The organism is Variovorax sp. P1_H12_2 (genome assembly GCF_056405335.1).
In genome coordinates this window covers 1-15,445 of record NZ_JBFUCI010000113.1, presented here as the reverse complement: position 1 = coordinate 15,445, position 15,445 = coordinate 1, and the positions used below count along the sequence as shown (strand labels likewise).

The window sequence follows — 15,445 nt, the reverse complement described above, 5'->3', positions numbered from 1 at the left end:
CCCTGGAAGTAGTTCGCCAGGGCCGGGCTCTGCGTGAGCTGCGCGGCGTCGTAGTCCGACAGGCCGTGATCGCGCACGTAGCGCTCGGCCATCGCGCGCGGCAGCTCGGGCATCTCGGCGCGCACGCGCTCGATCCATTCGGCCGCGATCGCCAGCGGCGGCAGGTCGGGGTCGGGGAAGTAGCGGTAGTCGGCCGCGTCCTCCTTGGTGCGCATCGCGCGGGTCTCGCCCGTGTCGGGGTCGAACAGCACGGTGGCCTGCTGGACCTGGCGGCCGTCCTCGATCTCCTCGATCTGCCAGCGGATCTCGTAGTCGATCGCCAGCTGCATGAACTTGAAGCTGTTGAGGTTCTTGATCTCGCGCCGCGTGCCGAGCTTGTCGCCGGGCTTGCGCACCGAGACGTTGGCATCGCAGCGGAAGCTGCCTTCCTGCATGTTGCCGTCGCAGATGCCGATCCAGGTGACGATCTTGTGCAGCTCGCGCGCATAGGCCACGGCCTCGGCGGAGGAGCGCATGTCGGGCTCGGTCACGATCTCGAGCAGCGGCGTGCCGGCGCGGTTGAGGTCGATGCCCGACTGGCCGATGAAGTCCTCGTGCAGCGACTTGCCTGCGTCCTCCTCGAGGTGGGCGCGCACCAGGCGCACGGTCTTGGGCTCGTCGCCGAGGAAGAAGCTGACCGAGCCGCCCTGCACGACCGGGATCTCGAACTGGCTGATCTGGTAGCCCTTGGGCAGGTCGGGATAGAAGTAGTTCTTGCGCGCGAACACGCTGCGCGGCGCGATCGTCGAGCCCAGCGCCAGGCCCAGCTTGATGGCGCGCTCGACCGCGCCCTTGTTCATGACCGGCAGCGTGCCGGGCAGCGCCAGGTCGACCGCGCAGGCCTGCGTGTTGGGCTCGGCGCCGAAGGCGGTCGAGGCGCGGCTGAAGATCTTCGAGGCGGTCGAGAGCTGGGCATGGGTCTCGAAGCCGATGATGACTTCATAGCCGCGGACCAGCGGGCCGGTGGGCCGGCCGGCCTGCAATTGTTCGGTGATGTCTTGCTGCGTCGTCATGTCAAAAGCCTTCGGGCTTGCGCTGGTGCCAGTCGGTGGCCTGCTGGAAGCGGTGCGCCGCGTTGAGCAGCTTCGCCTCGGCGAAGTAGTTGCCGATCAGCTGCACGCCGACCGGCAGGCCGCCGTCGAAGCCCGCCGGCACGCTCATGCCGGGCAGGCCGGCCAGCGAGGCCGGCAGGGTGAAGATGTCGGCCAGGTAGTCGGCCACCGGGTCGCCGCCGTGTTCGCCGAGCTTCCAGGCCACGCTGGGCGCGGCCGGTCCGGCGATCACGTCGCACTGGGCGAAGGCCTGCTGGAAGTCGTCCGCGATCATGCGGCGCACCTTCTGCGCCTGCAGGTAGTAGGCGTCGTAGTAGCCGTGCGAGAGCACGTAGGTGCCGATCATGATGCGGCGCTTGACCTCGTCGCCGAAGCCTTCCTCGCGGGTCTGGGCGTACATGTCGGCCAGGTCGCGGTAGTTCTTGGCGCGGTGGCCGAACTTGACGCCGTCGAAGCGGCTCAGGTTGCTCGAGGCCTCGGCGGCCGCGATGATGTAGTAGACGGGAATCGACAGCTCGGTGCGCGGCAGCGTGATCTCGACGCGGCGCGCGCCGAGCTTCTCGTACTCGGCCAGCGCGGCGTCGACCGCGGCGCGCACGCCGGGCGCCACGCCTTCGCCGAAGAATTCCTTCGGCACGCCGATGCGCAAGCCCTCCAGGGAATCCTTGAGCGAGCGCGAGAAGTCCTCGGCCGGGCGGGCCAGCGAGGTCGAGTCGCGGTCGGGGTCGGGCCCGCACATCGCCGACAGCAGCAGGGCGCAGTCCTCGGCCGAGCGGGCCATCGGGCCGGCCTGGTCGAGGCTGGAGGCGAAGGCGACCATGCCGTAGCGCGAGGCGCGGCCGTAGGTCGGCTTGATGCCGGTGACGCCGCAGAAGGAGGCCGGCTGGCGGATCGAGCCGCCGGTGTCGGTGCCGGTGGCGGCCGGGGCCAGGCCGGCCGCCACGGCCACGGCGCTGCCGCCCGAGGAGCCGCCGGGGATGCGGTCGGTGTCCCACGGGTTGCGCACCGGCACCGCGTGGTCGAAGCCGATCGCGGGCACGGCGACGTTCTCGTTGGCCGAGCCCATCGCGAACTCGTCGCAGCTCAGCTTGCCCAATGTCACGGCGCCGGCCTCGGCCAGCTTGCGCACCACGGTGGCGTCGAAGGGCGAGCGGTAGCCCGCCAGGATGCGCGAGCCGGCGGTGGTCGGCAGGTCGGCGGTGACGAAGATGTCCTTGTGGGCGATCGGCACGCCCTCCAGCACCGCGCCGGAGCCGGCGGCGATGCGGGCATCGGCGGCGCGGGCCTGGGCCAGCGTGAGGTCTGCGTCGAGCGCCACGAAGGCGCCGAGGTCCTGGTGGGTCCGGATCCGGGACAAGTGGTGCTGGGCGGCCTCGACCGCCGACACCTTGCGCTGGCGCAGGGCCGCGGCCAGCCCGGCCACGCCCATCTGGTGAAGTTCGCCGCTCATTCAATCACCTTCGGGACCAGGAACAGGCCGTTCTCGACCGCCGGCGCACTGCGCTGGTTGGCCTCGCGGTTGTTGGGCTCGCTCACCACGTCGTCGGCCAGCCGAAGCGTGATGTCCTCGATGGCGGCGACCGGGTGGGCCAGCGGCTCGACGCCGGCGGTGTCGACCGCGCGCATGCGCTCGACCAGGTCGAAGAAGCCGTTGATCTGGCCGAGCATGCGCTCGCTTTCGTCGGGGGCCAGCTGGAGCCGCGCGAGCGAAGCGATGCGCGCGATATCGTTGGAAGTGAGGGACATCGAAAAAAAGAGCGTTCTGACGCGAAAATCGGGCGTGTTCACCCCCCGCAAAGGTGCGTGAAACCGCGGGAGAGTCAGGGGATTCGGGTATTATCCCGCCTTTGCCGCAACCCCCGCGAACGCGCCGGCATTTGCCGCAAAAACGTTTCAAACCACCCGTCACACGACCCAAAAAAGAGGGCGATGGCTGCCGACGCGCATGCCGTGCCCCAGAGGATTCCACCATGTTTGGAGCTTTTCGTCGGTACTTCTCGACCGACCTGGCGATCGACCTCGGCACCGCCAACACCCTGATCTTCGCCCGCAACAAGGGCATCGTCCTGGACGAGCCCTCGGTCGTCGCGATCCGCCACGAAGGCGGCCCGCACGGCWAGAAGGTGATCCAGGCCGTGGGCCGCGAAGCCAAGGCGATGCTCGGCAAGGTGCCCGGCAACATCGAGGCCATCCGCCCGATGAAGGACGGCGTGATCGCCGACTTCGTGATCACCGAGCAGATGATCAAGCAGTTCATCAAGATGGTGCACCCGCGCTCGCTGCTCACGCCGAGCCCGCGGATCATCATCTGCGTGCCCTGCGGCTCGACCCAGGTCGAGCGCCGCGCGATCAAGGACGCGGCCGAAGCGGCCGGCGCCACCTCGGTCTACCTGATCGAGGAACCCATGGCCGCCGCGATCGGCGCCGGCCTGCCGGTGTCCGAGGCCAGCGGCTCGATGGTGGTCGACATCGGCGGCGGCACCACCGAAGTCGGCGTGATCTCGCTCGGCGGCATGGTCTACAAGGGCAGCGTGCGCGTCGGCGGCGACCGCTTCGACGAGGCCATCATCAACTACATCCGCCGCAACTACGGCATGCTGATCGGCGAGCCGACGGCCGAAGTCATCAAGAAGAACATCGGCTCGGCCTTTCCGGGCTCCGAAGTCAAGGAGATGGAAGTCAAGGGCCGCAACCTCAGCGAAGGCGTGCCGCGCAGCTTCACGATCAGCAGCAACGAAGTGCTGGAAGCCCTGACCGATCCGCTCAACAACATCGTCTCGGCCGTCAAGAACGCGCTCGAACAGACCCCGCCCGAACTCGGCGCCGACATCGCCGAGCGCGGCATGATGCTGACCGGCGGCGGCGCGCTGCTGCGCGACCTCGACCGCCTGCTGGCCGAAGAGACCGGCCTGCCGGTGCTGGTGGCCGAAGACCCGCTGACCTGCGTGGTGCGCGGCTGCGGCATCGCACTCGAGCGCATGGACCGCCTCGGAAGCATCTTCACTAGTGAATAGCTCGCCCCCAGGTCGCGCGCACTTCGTGTCGCGCTCCCACCCCCTACCGGGGGCGGCGCCTGCGGCCCGGCGGAGCCGGTTCCGCGGCACCTCCCGAACCATTTAAATAGCGCTGCTGTCGTGGCATAAAGCGTCATGCCGCTTGGCACTCTCGATCGAACTGCACCGCCCCTCTTCAACCAGGGGCCGTCGGCGCTGAGCAAGCTGATCTTCTTCAGCGCGCTGGCGCTGTTCCTGATGGTGGCCGACGCGCGCTTCCACCTTGTGCAGCCGATCCGGCTGGCGATCGGCACGGTGCTCTATCCGGTGCAGTGGCTGGCGCTCAAGCCGGTGCAGCTGGTGGCCGGCGGGGGGCGCTACCTGGAGGACCTGCAGACCGCGCAAGGCAACGAGGCGGACGCCCGCAAGGCGCTCGCGCTGCAGTCCGAGCGCGCCAGCCAGGCCGACACCCTCGCGCAGGAGAACGCGCGCCTGCGCGCCATGCTCGAACTGCGCCAGACCACCCAGACCCCGGGCCGGGTGGCCGAGGTGCTCTACGACGCGGCCGATCCGTACACCCGCAAGCTGGTGATCGACCAGGGCCTCACCAACGGCATCGTGCCCGGCTCGCCGGCGATCGACGAGCTCGGCGTGCTCGGCCAGGTGACGCAGGTGCAGCCCTTCTCGAGCGAGATCACGCTGGTGATCGACCGCGACCTGGCGATCCCGGTGCAGAACGTGCGCACCGGCGCGCGCAGCGTGGCCTTCGGCGACGCCAGCGCGCACGGCGGCGGGCTCGAGCTGCGTTTCATGCAGGCGAATTCGGATGTGCAGGAAGGCGACGTGCTGACCACCAGCGGTGTCGACGGGGTCTATCCTCCGGGTCTGCCGGTGGCGAAGATCGACCGCATCGAGCGCCGTGCCGACTCCGCCTTCGCGCGCATCCATTGCCTGCCCGTGGCCCGTGTGAGCGCGGCGCGCTATGTGCTCGTGCTCGCGCCCACCGGTGCCCAGGCGGTGCCGAAGCCGACCCCGCCCAACTCCCCCTCGGCCGTCGCCGCGAAGAAGAAGGCCGACAAGGCGGATGCCAAGGCCGACGCCAAGGCGGATGCGAAAGCGGCCAAGAAGACCGACAAGAAGGAAGCGGCCCCGCGATGATCATGCGTCCCGGCCAGCAGCAGCTTCTGCTGCCCGTCAGTCCTCTGTTCATGTGGGCCAGCCTGATCATGGCCCTGCTGTTCAACATGGTGCCGCTCGGCCGCGCCGCCTGGACGCCCGACCTGCTGGCGCTGGTGATCGTGTTCTGGAGCGTGCACCAGCCGGCGCGCATCGGCATCGGTGCGGCCTTCGTCTTCGGCCTGCTGATGGACGTGCACCAGGCCGCCATGCTCGGGCAGCATGCCCTCTCCTACACCACGCTCGGTTTCCTGGCGACCATGGTGCACCGGCGCCTGCTGTGGTTCCCGCTCTTCTCGCAGGCGCTGCAGGTGCTGCCGCTGTTCGCGCTGTCGCATCTGATCGAGCTCGCGATCCGCATGATCGGCGGCGGCGTCTTCCCGGGCTGGACGCTGCTGCTGGCACCGGCGCTGGAGGCCGCCCTGTGGCCGCTGGTCAGCCTGGTGTTGCTGGCGCCGCAGCGCCGAACCCCGGAACCCGATGCCAACCGGCCGCTCTAAGATGGCGCCCGCTGCTGCATGACCGAAATCCGCAACGTCGCCGCCGACCTCTCCCGCTTCAGGCGGCGAGTGATCGTGATTGGCGCGGTCGTGCTCGTGGCCTTCGGGCTGCTGTGCACGCGGCTGGCCTACCTGCAGGTGGTCCGGCACGAAGACCTGGCCGAGCAGGCCGAGAGCAACCGCACGGCGATCGTGCCGGTGGTGCCGAACCGCGGCCTGATCCTCGACCGCAGCGGGATCGTCCTGGCCTCCAACTACTCGGCCTACACGCTCGAGATCACGCCCTCCAAGGCCGGCAATCTCGAGGACACCATCGATGCCCTGACCGAGGTGCTCGAGATCTCGCCGCGCGACCGCCGCCGCTTCAAGCGGCTGCGGGAAGACTCGCGCAGCTTCGACTCGGTGCCGATCCGCACCCGCCTGAGCGACGAGGAAGTGGCTCGCTTCGCGGCCCAGCGCTACCGCTTTCCGGGCGTGGAGATCAAGGCCCGGCTGTTCCGCAACTATCCCCACGGCGAGCTGGCCAGCCACGTGCTGGGCTACATCGGCCGCATCAACCAGGCCGAGAAGACGGCGATGGAAGACTGGGAAGACGAGGACCTGGCCAACTACAAGGGCACCGAGTACATCGGCAAGCTCGGCGTCGAGCAGAGCTACGAGAAGACGCTGCACGGCCAGACCGGCGTCGAGCAGATGGAGACCTCGGCCGGCGGCCGCGCCGTGCGGCGGCTCGCCGCCCATCCGGCGACGCCCGGCAACACGGTCATGCTGTCGCTCGACATCAAGCTGCAGAAGCTGGTCGAGGACATGTACGGCGAGCGCCGCGGCGCCCTGGTCGCCTTCGACCCCAAGACCGGCGAGATCCTGGCCTTCGTGAGCAAGCCCACCTTCGATCCGAACCTGTTCGTCGAGGGCATCGACACCGAGAGCTGGAAGGAGCTCAGCGAGTCGCTCGACAAGCCGCTGCTCAACCGTGCGTTGCGCGGCACCTATCCGCCGGGCTCGACCTACAAGCCCTTCATGGCGCTGGCTGCGCTGCAGACCGGCAAGCGCGGCCCCAGCGTGCTGGTCAACGACCCCGGCTACTTCAACTTCGGCGGCCACCGCTTCGGCAGCCCCGAAGGCAACATCGGCAACGTCGACATGCGCCGCTCGATCCAGCTGTCGAGCAACATCTATTACTACTCGCTGGCCAACGAGATGGGCGTGGACCTGATCCACGACGCGATGAAGCCGCTGGGCTTCGGCCAGATCACCGGCATCGACATCGGCGGCGAGGTGCGCGGCGTGCTGCCCAGCACCGAGTGGAAGCGCCACGCCTACCGCCGGCCCGAGCAGAAGAAGTGGTATGCCGGCGAGACCATCTCGCTGGGCATCGGCCAGGGCTACAACACCTTCACGATGCTGCAGCTGGCGCAGGCGACCTCGATCGTGGCCGATGGCGGCATCAAGCATCGGCCGCACCTGGTGCTGGCGATCCGCGACACGGTCACCGGAGAGGTCAAGCCGGTGGTGCAGCCGCCGGCCGAGAACCTCGGCTACAAACCAGCCGACATCGCCGTGGTCCGCGAGGGCTTGACCGCGGTGGTCACCGCCGGCACCGCCCGCGGCGTGTTCGCGGGCGCCGGCTACCAGGCCGCCGGCAAGACCGGCACCGCGCAGGCCGTGACGCAGGCGCAGAACACCAAGTACAACGCCAAGGCGCTCGAGGAGCACCAGCGCGACCACGCCCTGTTCATGGCCTTCGCGCCGGTCAACGACCCGAAGATCGCGGTGGCGCTGATCGTCGAGAACGCCGGCTGGGGCGCGGGCGCCGCGGCGCCGATCGCGCGCCGCGTGTTCGACTACTGGCTCATGAACCAGTATCCGAGCGAGGCCGACATGGCGGCCATCCAGATCGGCAAGGCCACGGCGCCGATCGGCAAGCCGCGCGTGGCGAGCGAAGTCGCCTGGACGGATTGAGCTCGCCCCCAGGTTGCCCGGCACTTCGTGTCCGGGCGCCCACCCCCTGCCGGGGGCAACACCAGCGGCCCGGCAAAGCCGGTTCCGCGGTGTTCACCAACAGGCCGGGCTGCGCCGGCCGCTAGCGAAGGAAGGCGTCGTAGGCGGTCTTGAGGATCAGCGCGCCGACCACCACGATGAAGACCTTGCGCACGAACGCGGCGCCATGCTTGATCGCAACCCGCGCGCCGATCACGCTGCCGGCCACGTTGGCCACCGCCATCGTCAGCGCCAGCTGCCACAGCACGTGGCCCTTGAGCCCGAACAGCAGCAGCGCACCCAGGTTGGTCATGGTGTTGAGCAGCTTGGCCGAGCCCGCCGCGTTGAGGAAGTCGTAGCCCAGCCAGCGCACGAACAGGAAGACGAAGAAGCTGCCGGTGCCGGGCCCGAAGAAGCCGTCATAGAGGCCGAGCAGGACGCCGATCGAGCAGGTGGCGAGCAGTTCGGCGCGGCCGCTGAAGCGCGGCGCGTGGTGGCGGCCCATGTCCTTGCGCGCCAGCGTGTAGAGCAGCAGGGCGACCAGCACCAGCGGCAGCAGCTTGCGCAGGAAATCCCCCGGCACCACGGTCACGGCCCAAGCGCCGGCCAGCGAGCCCGCGAAGGCCAGCGCGCCGGCCGGCAGCAGCGTGTGCCAGCGCAGGCCGACGCGATGGTGGAACTGCGCCGCGGCCGCGGCCGTGCCCCAGACCGAGGCGCTCTTGTTGGTGCCCAGCAGCGTGGCAGGGGCGGTGCCCGGCAGCACGCTGAACAGCGCCGGCACCAGGATCAGGCCGCCGCCGCCGACGATGGAATCGATGAAACCCGCGAACAGCGAGGCGAGGGTCAGCATCAGAACGTCCATGGACGAAATTGTCTCACCCGGGTTGCTCTCCCTCTCGCGCGAGACCACCGGTGGCGAGCCCAAAAGAAAAGGCGCCGACTTGCGGCGCCTTGTTCAAAAAAACGGCATCTCGTGCGGATGCCTTAGCTGAGCTTGTTCTGGTTCTTCGAAAGATGTCTCCTCGGTCCCCCGCGCTGCGGGCTGGCCCGTTTGCGAGTGCCGAGACTTTAGTTCGACGCACCGTGCCAGTGCATCGGGGATTACCCGCCAACAGAAACAAATGGACACATCACGAGGCGGCGGCGGCCTCTCGCACCCATCCGGCCGCCTTCTCGGCCATCATCAGCGTCGGGCTGTTGGTGTTGCCGCTGGTGATGGTGGGCATGGCCCCGGCGTCGACCACCCGCAGCCCCTGGATGCCGCGCACGCGCAGGCGCGAGTCCAGCACCGCCATCGGGTCGCCGTCGGCGCCCATCCGGGTGGTGCCCACCGGATGGAAGATGGTGGTCGCGATGTCGCCGGCCAGCCGCGCCAGCTCCTCGTCGCTCTGGTACTGGATGCCGGGCTTCCATTCTTCGGGGGCGTACCTGGCGAGCGCGGGCTGGGCCGCGATGCGCCGGGTCACGCGCAGCGAATCGGCCGCCACCTTGCGGTCCTCGTCGGTGCTCAGGTAGTTGGGCGCGATCGCGGGCGCGTCGCCGAAGCGCGCGCTCTTGATGCGCACCGTGCCGCGGCTGGTCGGGTTCAGGTTGCACACGCTGGCGGTGAAGGCCGGGAAGCTGTGCAGCGGCTCGCCGAAGGCATCGAGCGAGAGCGGCTGCACGTGGTACTCGAGGTTCGGCCATTCGTGCTCGGGCGAACTGCGCGTGAAGGCGCCGAGCTGCGAGGGCGCCATGCTCATCGGCCCGCTGCGCTTGAGCAGGTACTCCAGGCCGATCTTCGCCTTGCCGTAGAGCGACGAGGCCATCACGTTGAGCGTGGGCGCGCCCTGGATCTTGTAGACCGCGCGGATCTGCAGGTGGTCCTGCAGGTTGGCGCCGACGCCGGGCAGGTCGGCCACCACCTCGATGCCGTGCTGGTTCAGCAGCTCGGCCGGACCGATGCCCGACAGCTGCAGCAGCTGCGGCGACCCGATGCTGCCCGCGCACAGCAGCACCTCGCGGGTCGCATACGCCGTGACCATTTCGTGGCCGTCCCAGACCTGCACGCCGGTGCAGCGCCGCGTGCCGTCGGCCCGCGTCTCGACGATCAGTTTCGTCACCTGGGCGTTGACCCACATCTCGAAGTTGGGCCGGCCGTAGCAGGTCGGCCGCAGGAAGGCCTTGGCCGTGTTCCAGCGCCAGCCGTCCTTCTGGTTGACCTGGAAGTAGCCCACGCCCTCGTTGCTGCCGCGGTTGAAGTCGCTGCTGTGCGGGATGCCGGCCTCTTGCGCCGCCTGCGCGAAGGCGTCGAGGATGTCCCAGCGCAGGCGCTGCTTCTCGACCCGCCACTCGCCGCCGGCACCGTGCATCTCGTCGGCGCCGAGGTAGTAGTCCTCGTGCTGCCTGAAGGCCGGCAGCACGTTGTTCCAGCGCCAGGTGTCGTCGCCGGTGAGCGCGGCCCACTGGTCGTAGTCGCGCGACTGGCCGCGCATGTAGATCATGCCGTTGATGCTGGAGCAGCCGCCCAGCGTCTTGCCGCGCGGGTAGCGCAGCGTGCGGCCGTTCAGGCCGGCATCGGGCTCGGTGCTGTAGAGCCAGTCGGTGCGCGGGTTGCCGATGCAGTAGAGATAGCCCACCGGGATGTGGATCCAGTGGTAGTCGTCCTTGCGCCCGGCCTCGATCAGCAGGGTGCGCTGCTGCGAGCTGCGGGTCAGGCGGTTGCACATCAGCGCGCCGGCGGTGCCGCCGCCGATCACGATGTAGTCGAAGGTGGTGTCGCTCATGAAGCTCTCCCCCAGCCTCGCCCACTTCGTGTGGCTCTGACACCCCCGCTCCGGGGGCAACCCCAGCGGCCCGGCGAAGCCGGTTCCGCGGGGCTCCTGGCCTTGAATGTCTGTGGAGCCATCATTTTGCCGTGGGCATCACGAACTCGGCCCCCTTGGGCGTGCTCTCGGGCCAGCGCTGCATGATCGACTTCTGCTTGGTGTAGAAGCGCACGCCTTCCTCGCCGTAGGCGTGCATGTCGCCGAACAGGCTCTTCTTCCAGCCGCCGAAGCCATGCCAGGCCATCGGCACCGGGATCGGCACGTTGATGCCCACCATGCCGACCTGGATGCGCCGGCTGAACTCGCGCGCCACGTTGCCGTCGCGCGTGAAGCAGCTCACGCCGTTGCCGAACTCGTGGGCGTTGATCAGGTCCACCGCTTCCTTGAGGTCGTGCACCCGCACGCAGGACAGCACCGGGCCGAAGATCTCTTCCTTGTAGATGCGCATCTCGGGCGTGACGTGGTCGAACAGCGAGCCGCCCATCCAGAAGCCGTCGCTGCAGCCTTCTCCTGCCGCGTCGCCRTCGAAGCCGCGGCCGTCCACCACCAGCTTCGCGCCCTCTTTCTCGCCCTGCGCGATATAGCCCGTGATGCGCTCGTGCGCCGCGCGCGTCACGATCGGGCCCATCTCGGCCTCGAGATCGGTGCCGTTGCGCACCTTCAGCGTCCTGGCGCGCTCGGTCAGCAGCGGCATCACGCGGTCGGCCACGTCGCCCACCAGCACCGCCACCGAGATCGCCATGCAGCGCTCGCCGGCCGAGCCGTAGCCCGCGCCGATCAGCGCGTCCACGGTCTGCTCGATGTCGGCATCGGGCATCACCACCATGTGGTTCTTGGCGCCGCCGAGCGCCTGCACCCGCTTGCCGTGGCGCGCGCCGGTCTCGTAGATGTAGTTGGCGATCGGGGTCGAGCCGACGAAGCTGACGGCCTTGACGTCCGGGTGGTCCAGCAGCGCGTCGACCGCCTCCTTGTCGCCCTGCACGACGTTGAAGACGCCGTCGGGCAGCCCGGCCTCCTTGAGCAGCTCGGCCATGCGCAGCGACGGGCTCGGGTCGGTCGGGCTGGGCTTGAGCACGAAGGTGTTGCCGGCGGCGATCGCCACCGGGAACATCCACATCGGCACCATCACCGGAAAGTTGAACGGCGTGATGCCGGCCACCACGCCCAGCGGCTGGCGCAGGGTCCAGTTGTCGATGCCGGTGGAGACCTGGTCGGTGAAGTCGCCCTTGAGCAGCTGCGGGATGCCGCAGGCGAACTCGACGATGTCGATGCCGCGCGTGACCTCGCCCTGCGCGTCGGTGAAGACCTTGCCGTGCTCGGCGGTGATCAGGTGGGCGAGTTCGTCCTTGTGCCGGTTCAGCAGTTCGAGGAACTTGAACATCACGCGGGCGCGACGGATCGGCGGTGTGTCGGCCCAGGCCGGGAAGGCGGCCTGGGCGGCGGCCACCGCTGCATCGACGTCGGCGCGGTTGGCCAGCGCCACGCTGCCGGTGGCGGCGCCGGTCGCCGGGTTGAAGACGTCCTGGGCGCGGGTGGACTTCGGGGCCGCGACGCGGCCGCCGACGAAGTGATGGATCGGGGTCTTGCTCATCTGCATGGTGTTCTCCTGCCGGCACGGCCGGCGAGTGGGGGAGTGGCGGGACAGGACGGGGAGAGTGCGGTCCAGCGCCGATTGTGGCAAACGCCCGCGGGTTGCGCGAACGCCTGCACGCAGGGCGGCCATCGCGAGCTCCGGCGCAGACGCACCCGGTTACGATGTTGCGTTTTTCGCTGTACGACCTGCCGCCGCCTCCATGCCGACCGATTCGCCGATGCCCGCCGACGCGCCAGATGCGCAGGGCGCGCCGCCGCTCGTCGCGGAGCGTGAACAGGAGGGCCGCCGATGGGCGATCGCCAGCGGCCGATGGACCGTGCTGGCGATGTCCGCCCCGACCGCCTGGAGCGTCCTGTCCGAGAGCCTGAAAGGGGTTCCCGCGCAGGCCGATCAGACCTGGGACCTGCGGCCGATCGAGCAGCTCGACCACATCGGCGCCCAATTGCTCTGGGATCACTGGCAGCAGGCCTGGCCGGCTCGCGTCGAGATGGACTCGCGGCACAAGGCCGTGCTCGACCAGGTCGCGCTGTACACCTGCAGCGCGCCCATCGAGCCTGCGGTGACGCTGGCCGCGCGCTTCAAGGCCTTCGCCCACAACGGGCCGCGCATGATGTTCGCGGCGCGCGATTTCCTCGGCCTGATCGGCCAGCTCACGCTCGACCTCGGCAAGCTGGCCCGAGCGCCGCACCGCGGCCCCTGGCGCGATTTCTCGGGCCAGATCTACCAGTTCGGCACCACCGCGCTGCCGATCACGGCGCTGGTGGGACTTCTGATCGGCGTGGTGCTGGCCTACCTGACCTCGCAGCAGCTGCGCCAGTACGGCGCGGAGACCTTCATCGTCAACATCCTCGGCCTGTCGCTGATCCGCGAGCTCGGCCCGGTGCTGGCGGCGGTGCTGATCGCGGGCCGTTCGGGCTCGGCCATTACCGCGCAGATCGGCGTCATGCGGGTCACAGAGGAGCTGGACGCCATGCGCGTGATGGGCATCCCGCACGGCTTCCGGCTGGTGATGCCGCGGGTGCTGGCGCTGGCCATCTCGATGCCGCTGATCAGCATGTGGACCTCGATGGCGGCGCTGTTCGGCGGCATGATCGCGGCCGACCTCGCGCTCGACATCTCGCCGGCCTATTTCCTGTCGGCGCTGCCGCGCGCGGTGCCGATGTCGAACCTGTACCTGGCGCTGGCCAAGTCGGCCGTGTTCGGCGTCCTGATCGCGCTGATCGGCTGCTACTTCGGCCTGAAGGTCAAGCCCAACACCGAAAGCCTCGGCCGCGGCACCACCTCCTCGGTCGTGACCTCGATCACGGTGGTCATCCTGGTCGATGCGCTGTTCGCGGTGCTGTTCAAGGGCGTGGGACTGCGCTGATGGCCGACCTTCCGTCCAACGAGGCCGAGCGCGTGGTGGACATCCGCAAGCTCTGGACCGTCTTCAAGACGCCCGACGGCGACCAGGTGGTGCACCGCGATCTCGACCTGACCCTCTTCCGCGGCGAGGTGCTGTCGCTGGTGGGCGGCTCGGGCACCGGCAAGACCGTGCTGCTGCGCCAGATCCTCGGGCTCGAGCATCCGGCGAAGGGCGAGCTCACGGTTCTGGGCCGGCCGCCCGGCCAGCTCAGCGCGATGGGCGCCGCCAACGTCGGCATGCTGTTCCAGCACGGCGCCCTGTTCTCGGCCTTCAGCGTGCTCGACAACATTGCCTTCCCGCTGCGCGAACTCAAGCTGCTGCCCGACGACCTGATCCGCGACGCCGCGCTGGTCAAGCTGCAGATGGTCGGCCTGAGTCCGCAGCAGGCCGCCAAGAGCCCGTCCGATCTCTCGGGCGGGATGATCAAGCGGGTGGCGCTGGCACGCGCGCTCATCATGGATCCGCCGCTGCTGCTGCTCGACGAGCCCACGGCGGGTCTGGACCCCGAAAGCGCCGACGGCTTCTGCGACCTGCTGCGCGGCCTGCATCGCGAGCTCGGCCTCACGGTGGTGATGGTCACGCACGACCTCGACACATTGTTCGACCTCAGCAGCCGGATCGCGGTGCTGGCCGACCAGAAGGTGATCGTTTCCGGAACGGTGCGCGAGGTGATCGCCTATCCGCATCCGTTCATCCACGAGTACTTCCTCGGTGGCCGCGGCAAACGCGCCGTGGAAGCGCTCCATGAAGGGGCAGCCAGCCGGCCGGCTCCTCTGAACCAAAGGTAGCCGCCATGGAAAACAAGTCCCATGCCATCGCTGCCGGTGCCTTCGTGCTCGGCCTGGCCGCCGTGCTCGTGGCGCTGGTGGTCTGGCTCACGCGCGACGACACCGTGCGCAACATGTACGAACTGTCCACGCGCGACCCGGTGAGCGGATTGCAGCCGCAGGCGATGGTGCGCTACCGCGGCATCGCGGTCGGCAAGGTCGCGTCGATCGACTTCGACCCCAAGGTCAAGGGCAATGTGCGCGTGCGCATCAGCGTCGACGAGCGCGTGCCGCTCACCACCTCCACCTTCGCGACGCTGAGCTATCAGGGCGTCACGGGGCTGGCCTTCATCGCGCTCGACGACCGGGGCGAATCCCAGGTCTCGCTGGTGCCCGACAACGCCAACCCGCCGCGCATTCCGCTCAGGCCTTCGCTGCTGGCGCAGCTGCAGGACCGTGGCGAGGCCATCATCAACCGGGTCGAGGAAGTCACCCAGCGGGTCAACACGCTGCTCGGCGACGACAACCAGAGGCGCATCGCCGATGCCCTGGAGAGCATCTCGGCCRCCGCGGCGGGTGCCAATCAGCTCACGAAGTCGCTCGACAACACCGTCAAGACCGGGCTGAACCCGGCGCTCAAGGCGCTGCCGCCGCTGGTGGAGCGCACCAAGGACACCATGGTGACGGTCAAGGCCGCTGCCGCGGACGTCTCGCGCGTGGCCAACAACTTCAGTGCCACCGCGACCCGCCTGAACGCCAAGGACGGCCCGATCGACCGCCTGGGCGACGGCACCAAGGCCTTGTCGCAAGCGGTGGATTCCTTCAACAACGCCACGCTGCCGCGCGTGAACCGCGTCGCCGACGACACCTCCCGCGCGGTGCGCCGTCTCGGGCGCGCGGCCGACGGTATCAGCGACAACCCGCAGTCGCTGCTGTTCGGCAATGGCGGCGTGGTTGCCGGTCCGGGCGAACCCGGCTTCTCCGCGCCGGCGGTGACCGCGAGTCCGTGAAGGCCATTCCATGACTCCCATGAACGACGCTCTGAAGCATTCCCTCGCCGGCCTGGCCGCCGCGCTGCTGCTGGCGGGTTGCGGCGCGCTGCCCGACAAGCCGGCCCGGGCCGCCCTCTACG

General features: G+C 69.1%; 13 protein-coding genes. 7 read left to right on the top strand and 6 right to left on the bottom strand.

The window, feature by feature from the left end; genetic code table 11:
* From gatB to gatC, 3 genes are all read right to left on the bottom strand, one after another.
* On the bottom strand, window positions 1-1,052 hold a 1,052-nt coding region (gene gatB / locus AC1D2K_RS13875; RefSeq protein ID WP_478089408.1), incomplete at its 3' end, for an Asp-tRNA(Asn)/Glu-tRNA(Gln) amidotransferase subunit GatB.
* Between the two features lies 1 nt (window position 1,053).
* Window positions 1,054-2,541 (bottom strand): Asp-tRNA(Asn)/Glu-tRNA(Gln) amidotransferase subunit GatA, encoded by a 1,488-nt coding sequence (gene gatA, locus AC1D2K_RS13870; RefSeq protein WP_478089407.1) that lies wholly within the window; start codon window positions 2,539-2,541, stop codon window positions 1,054-1,056.
* A complete protein-coding gene (gene gatC, locus AC1D2K_RS13865; protein WP_478089406.1) occupies window positions 2,538-2,837 on the bottom strand; it encodes an Asp-tRNA(Asn)/Glu-tRNA(Gln) amidotransferase subunit GatC in 300 nt (99 codons plus the stop codon). Before gatC ends, gatA begins: the two co-directional genes overlap by 4 nt.
* Before the next feature lie 224 nt (window positions 2,838-3,061).
* On the opposite strand from gatC, the gene AC1D2K_RS13860 reads away from it, so the two are divergent.
* From AC1D2K_RS13860 to mrdA, 4 genes are all read left to right on the top strand, one after another.
* Window positions 3,062-4,105 carry a rod shape-determining protein gene (locus tag AC1D2K_RS13860; RefSeq protein WP_478089405.1) on the top strand — a complete coding sequence of 348 codons (1,044 nt, stop codon included), beginning with the start codon at window positions 3,062-3,064 and terminating at the stop codon, window positions 4,103-4,105.
* Window positions 4,106-4,240: 135 nt separating this feature from the next.
* Entirely contained in the window at window positions 4,241-5,242 is a 1,002-nt protein-coding gene (gene mreC / locus AC1D2K_RS13855; RefSeq protein WP_478089404.1) for a rod shape-determining protein MreC, read from the top strand.
* On the top strand, window positions 5,239-5,760 hold the full coding sequence (mreD, locus tag AC1D2K_RS13850; RefSeq protein ID WP_478089403.1) for a rod shape-determining protein MreD: 522 nt from the start codon (window positions 5,239-5,241) through the stop codon (window positions 5,758-5,760). Before mreC ends, mreD begins: the two co-directional genes overlap by 4 nt.
* 18 nt (window positions 5,761-5,778) lie before the next feature.
* Complete coding sequence (mrdA, locus tag AC1D2K_RS13845) at window positions 5,779-7,722, top strand: penicillin-binding protein 2 (RefSeq protein WP_478089402.1); 1,944 nt, start codon at window positions 5,779-5,781, stop codon at window positions 7,720-7,722.
* 121 nt (window positions 7,723-7,843) lie between these two features.
* Here mrdA and AC1D2K_RS13840 read toward each other — a convergent pair whose 3' ends face one another.
* The 3 genes from AC1D2K_RS13840 to AC1D2K_RS13830 all read right to left on the bottom strand — a co-directional run bounded on the left by AC1D2K_RS13840 (window position 7,844) and on the right by AC1D2K_RS13830 (window position 12,138).
* Window positions 7,844-8,602, bottom strand: coding sequence for a sulfite exporter TauE/SafE family protein (locus AC1D2K_RS13840; RefSeq protein ID WP_478089401.1), 759 nt, complete (start codon window positions 8,600-8,602; stop codon window positions 7,844-7,846).
* Between the two features lie 268 nt (window positions 8,603-8,870).
* Window positions 8,871-10,505: a GMC family oxidoreductase gene (locus AC1D2K_RS13835; RefSeq protein ID WP_478089400.1), complete on the bottom strand. Its 1,635-nt coding sequence runs from the start codon at window positions 10,503-10,505 to the stop codon at window positions 8,871-8,873.
* A 121-nt stretch (window positions 10,506-10,626) separates the two neighbouring features.
* Window positions 10,627-12,138 (bottom strand): CoA-acylating methylmalonate-semialdehyde dehydrogenase, encoded by a 1,512-nt coding sequence (locus AC1D2K_RS13830; RefSeq protein WP_478089409.1) that lies wholly within the window; start codon window positions 12,136-12,138, stop codon window positions 10,627-10,629.
* Between the two features lie 202 nt (window positions 12,139-12,340).
* Between AC1D2K_RS13830 and AC1D2K_RS13825 the strand changes: the two genes are divergently transcribed.
* Genes AC1D2K_RS13825 through AC1D2K_RS13815 form a run of 3 tightly spaced genes read left to right on the top strand, consistent with a single transcriptional unit; the run spans window position 12,341 to window position 15,323 of the window.
* The gene (locus tag AC1D2K_RS13825) at window positions 12,341-13,507 is read left to right on the top strand and encodes an MlaE family ABC transporter permease (protein ID WP_478089399.1); all 1,167 of its coding nucleotides are present in this window, start codon (window positions 12,341-12,343) and stop codon (window positions 13,505-13,507) included.
* Complete coding sequence (locus AC1D2K_RS13820; protein ID WP_478089398.1) at window positions 13,507-14,334, top strand: ABC transporter ATP-binding protein; 828 nt, start codon at window positions 13,507-13,509, stop codon at window positions 14,332-14,334. Before AC1D2K_RS13825 ends, AC1D2K_RS13820 begins: the two co-directional genes overlap by 1 nt.
* A gap of 5 nt (window positions 14,335-14,339) precedes the next feature.
* Entirely contained in the window at window positions 14,340-15,323 is a 984-nt protein-coding gene (locus tag AC1D2K_RS13815; RefSeq protein ID WP_478089397.1) for an MlaD family protein, read from the top strand.
* Window positions 15,324-15,445 lie beyond the last annotated feature (122 nt).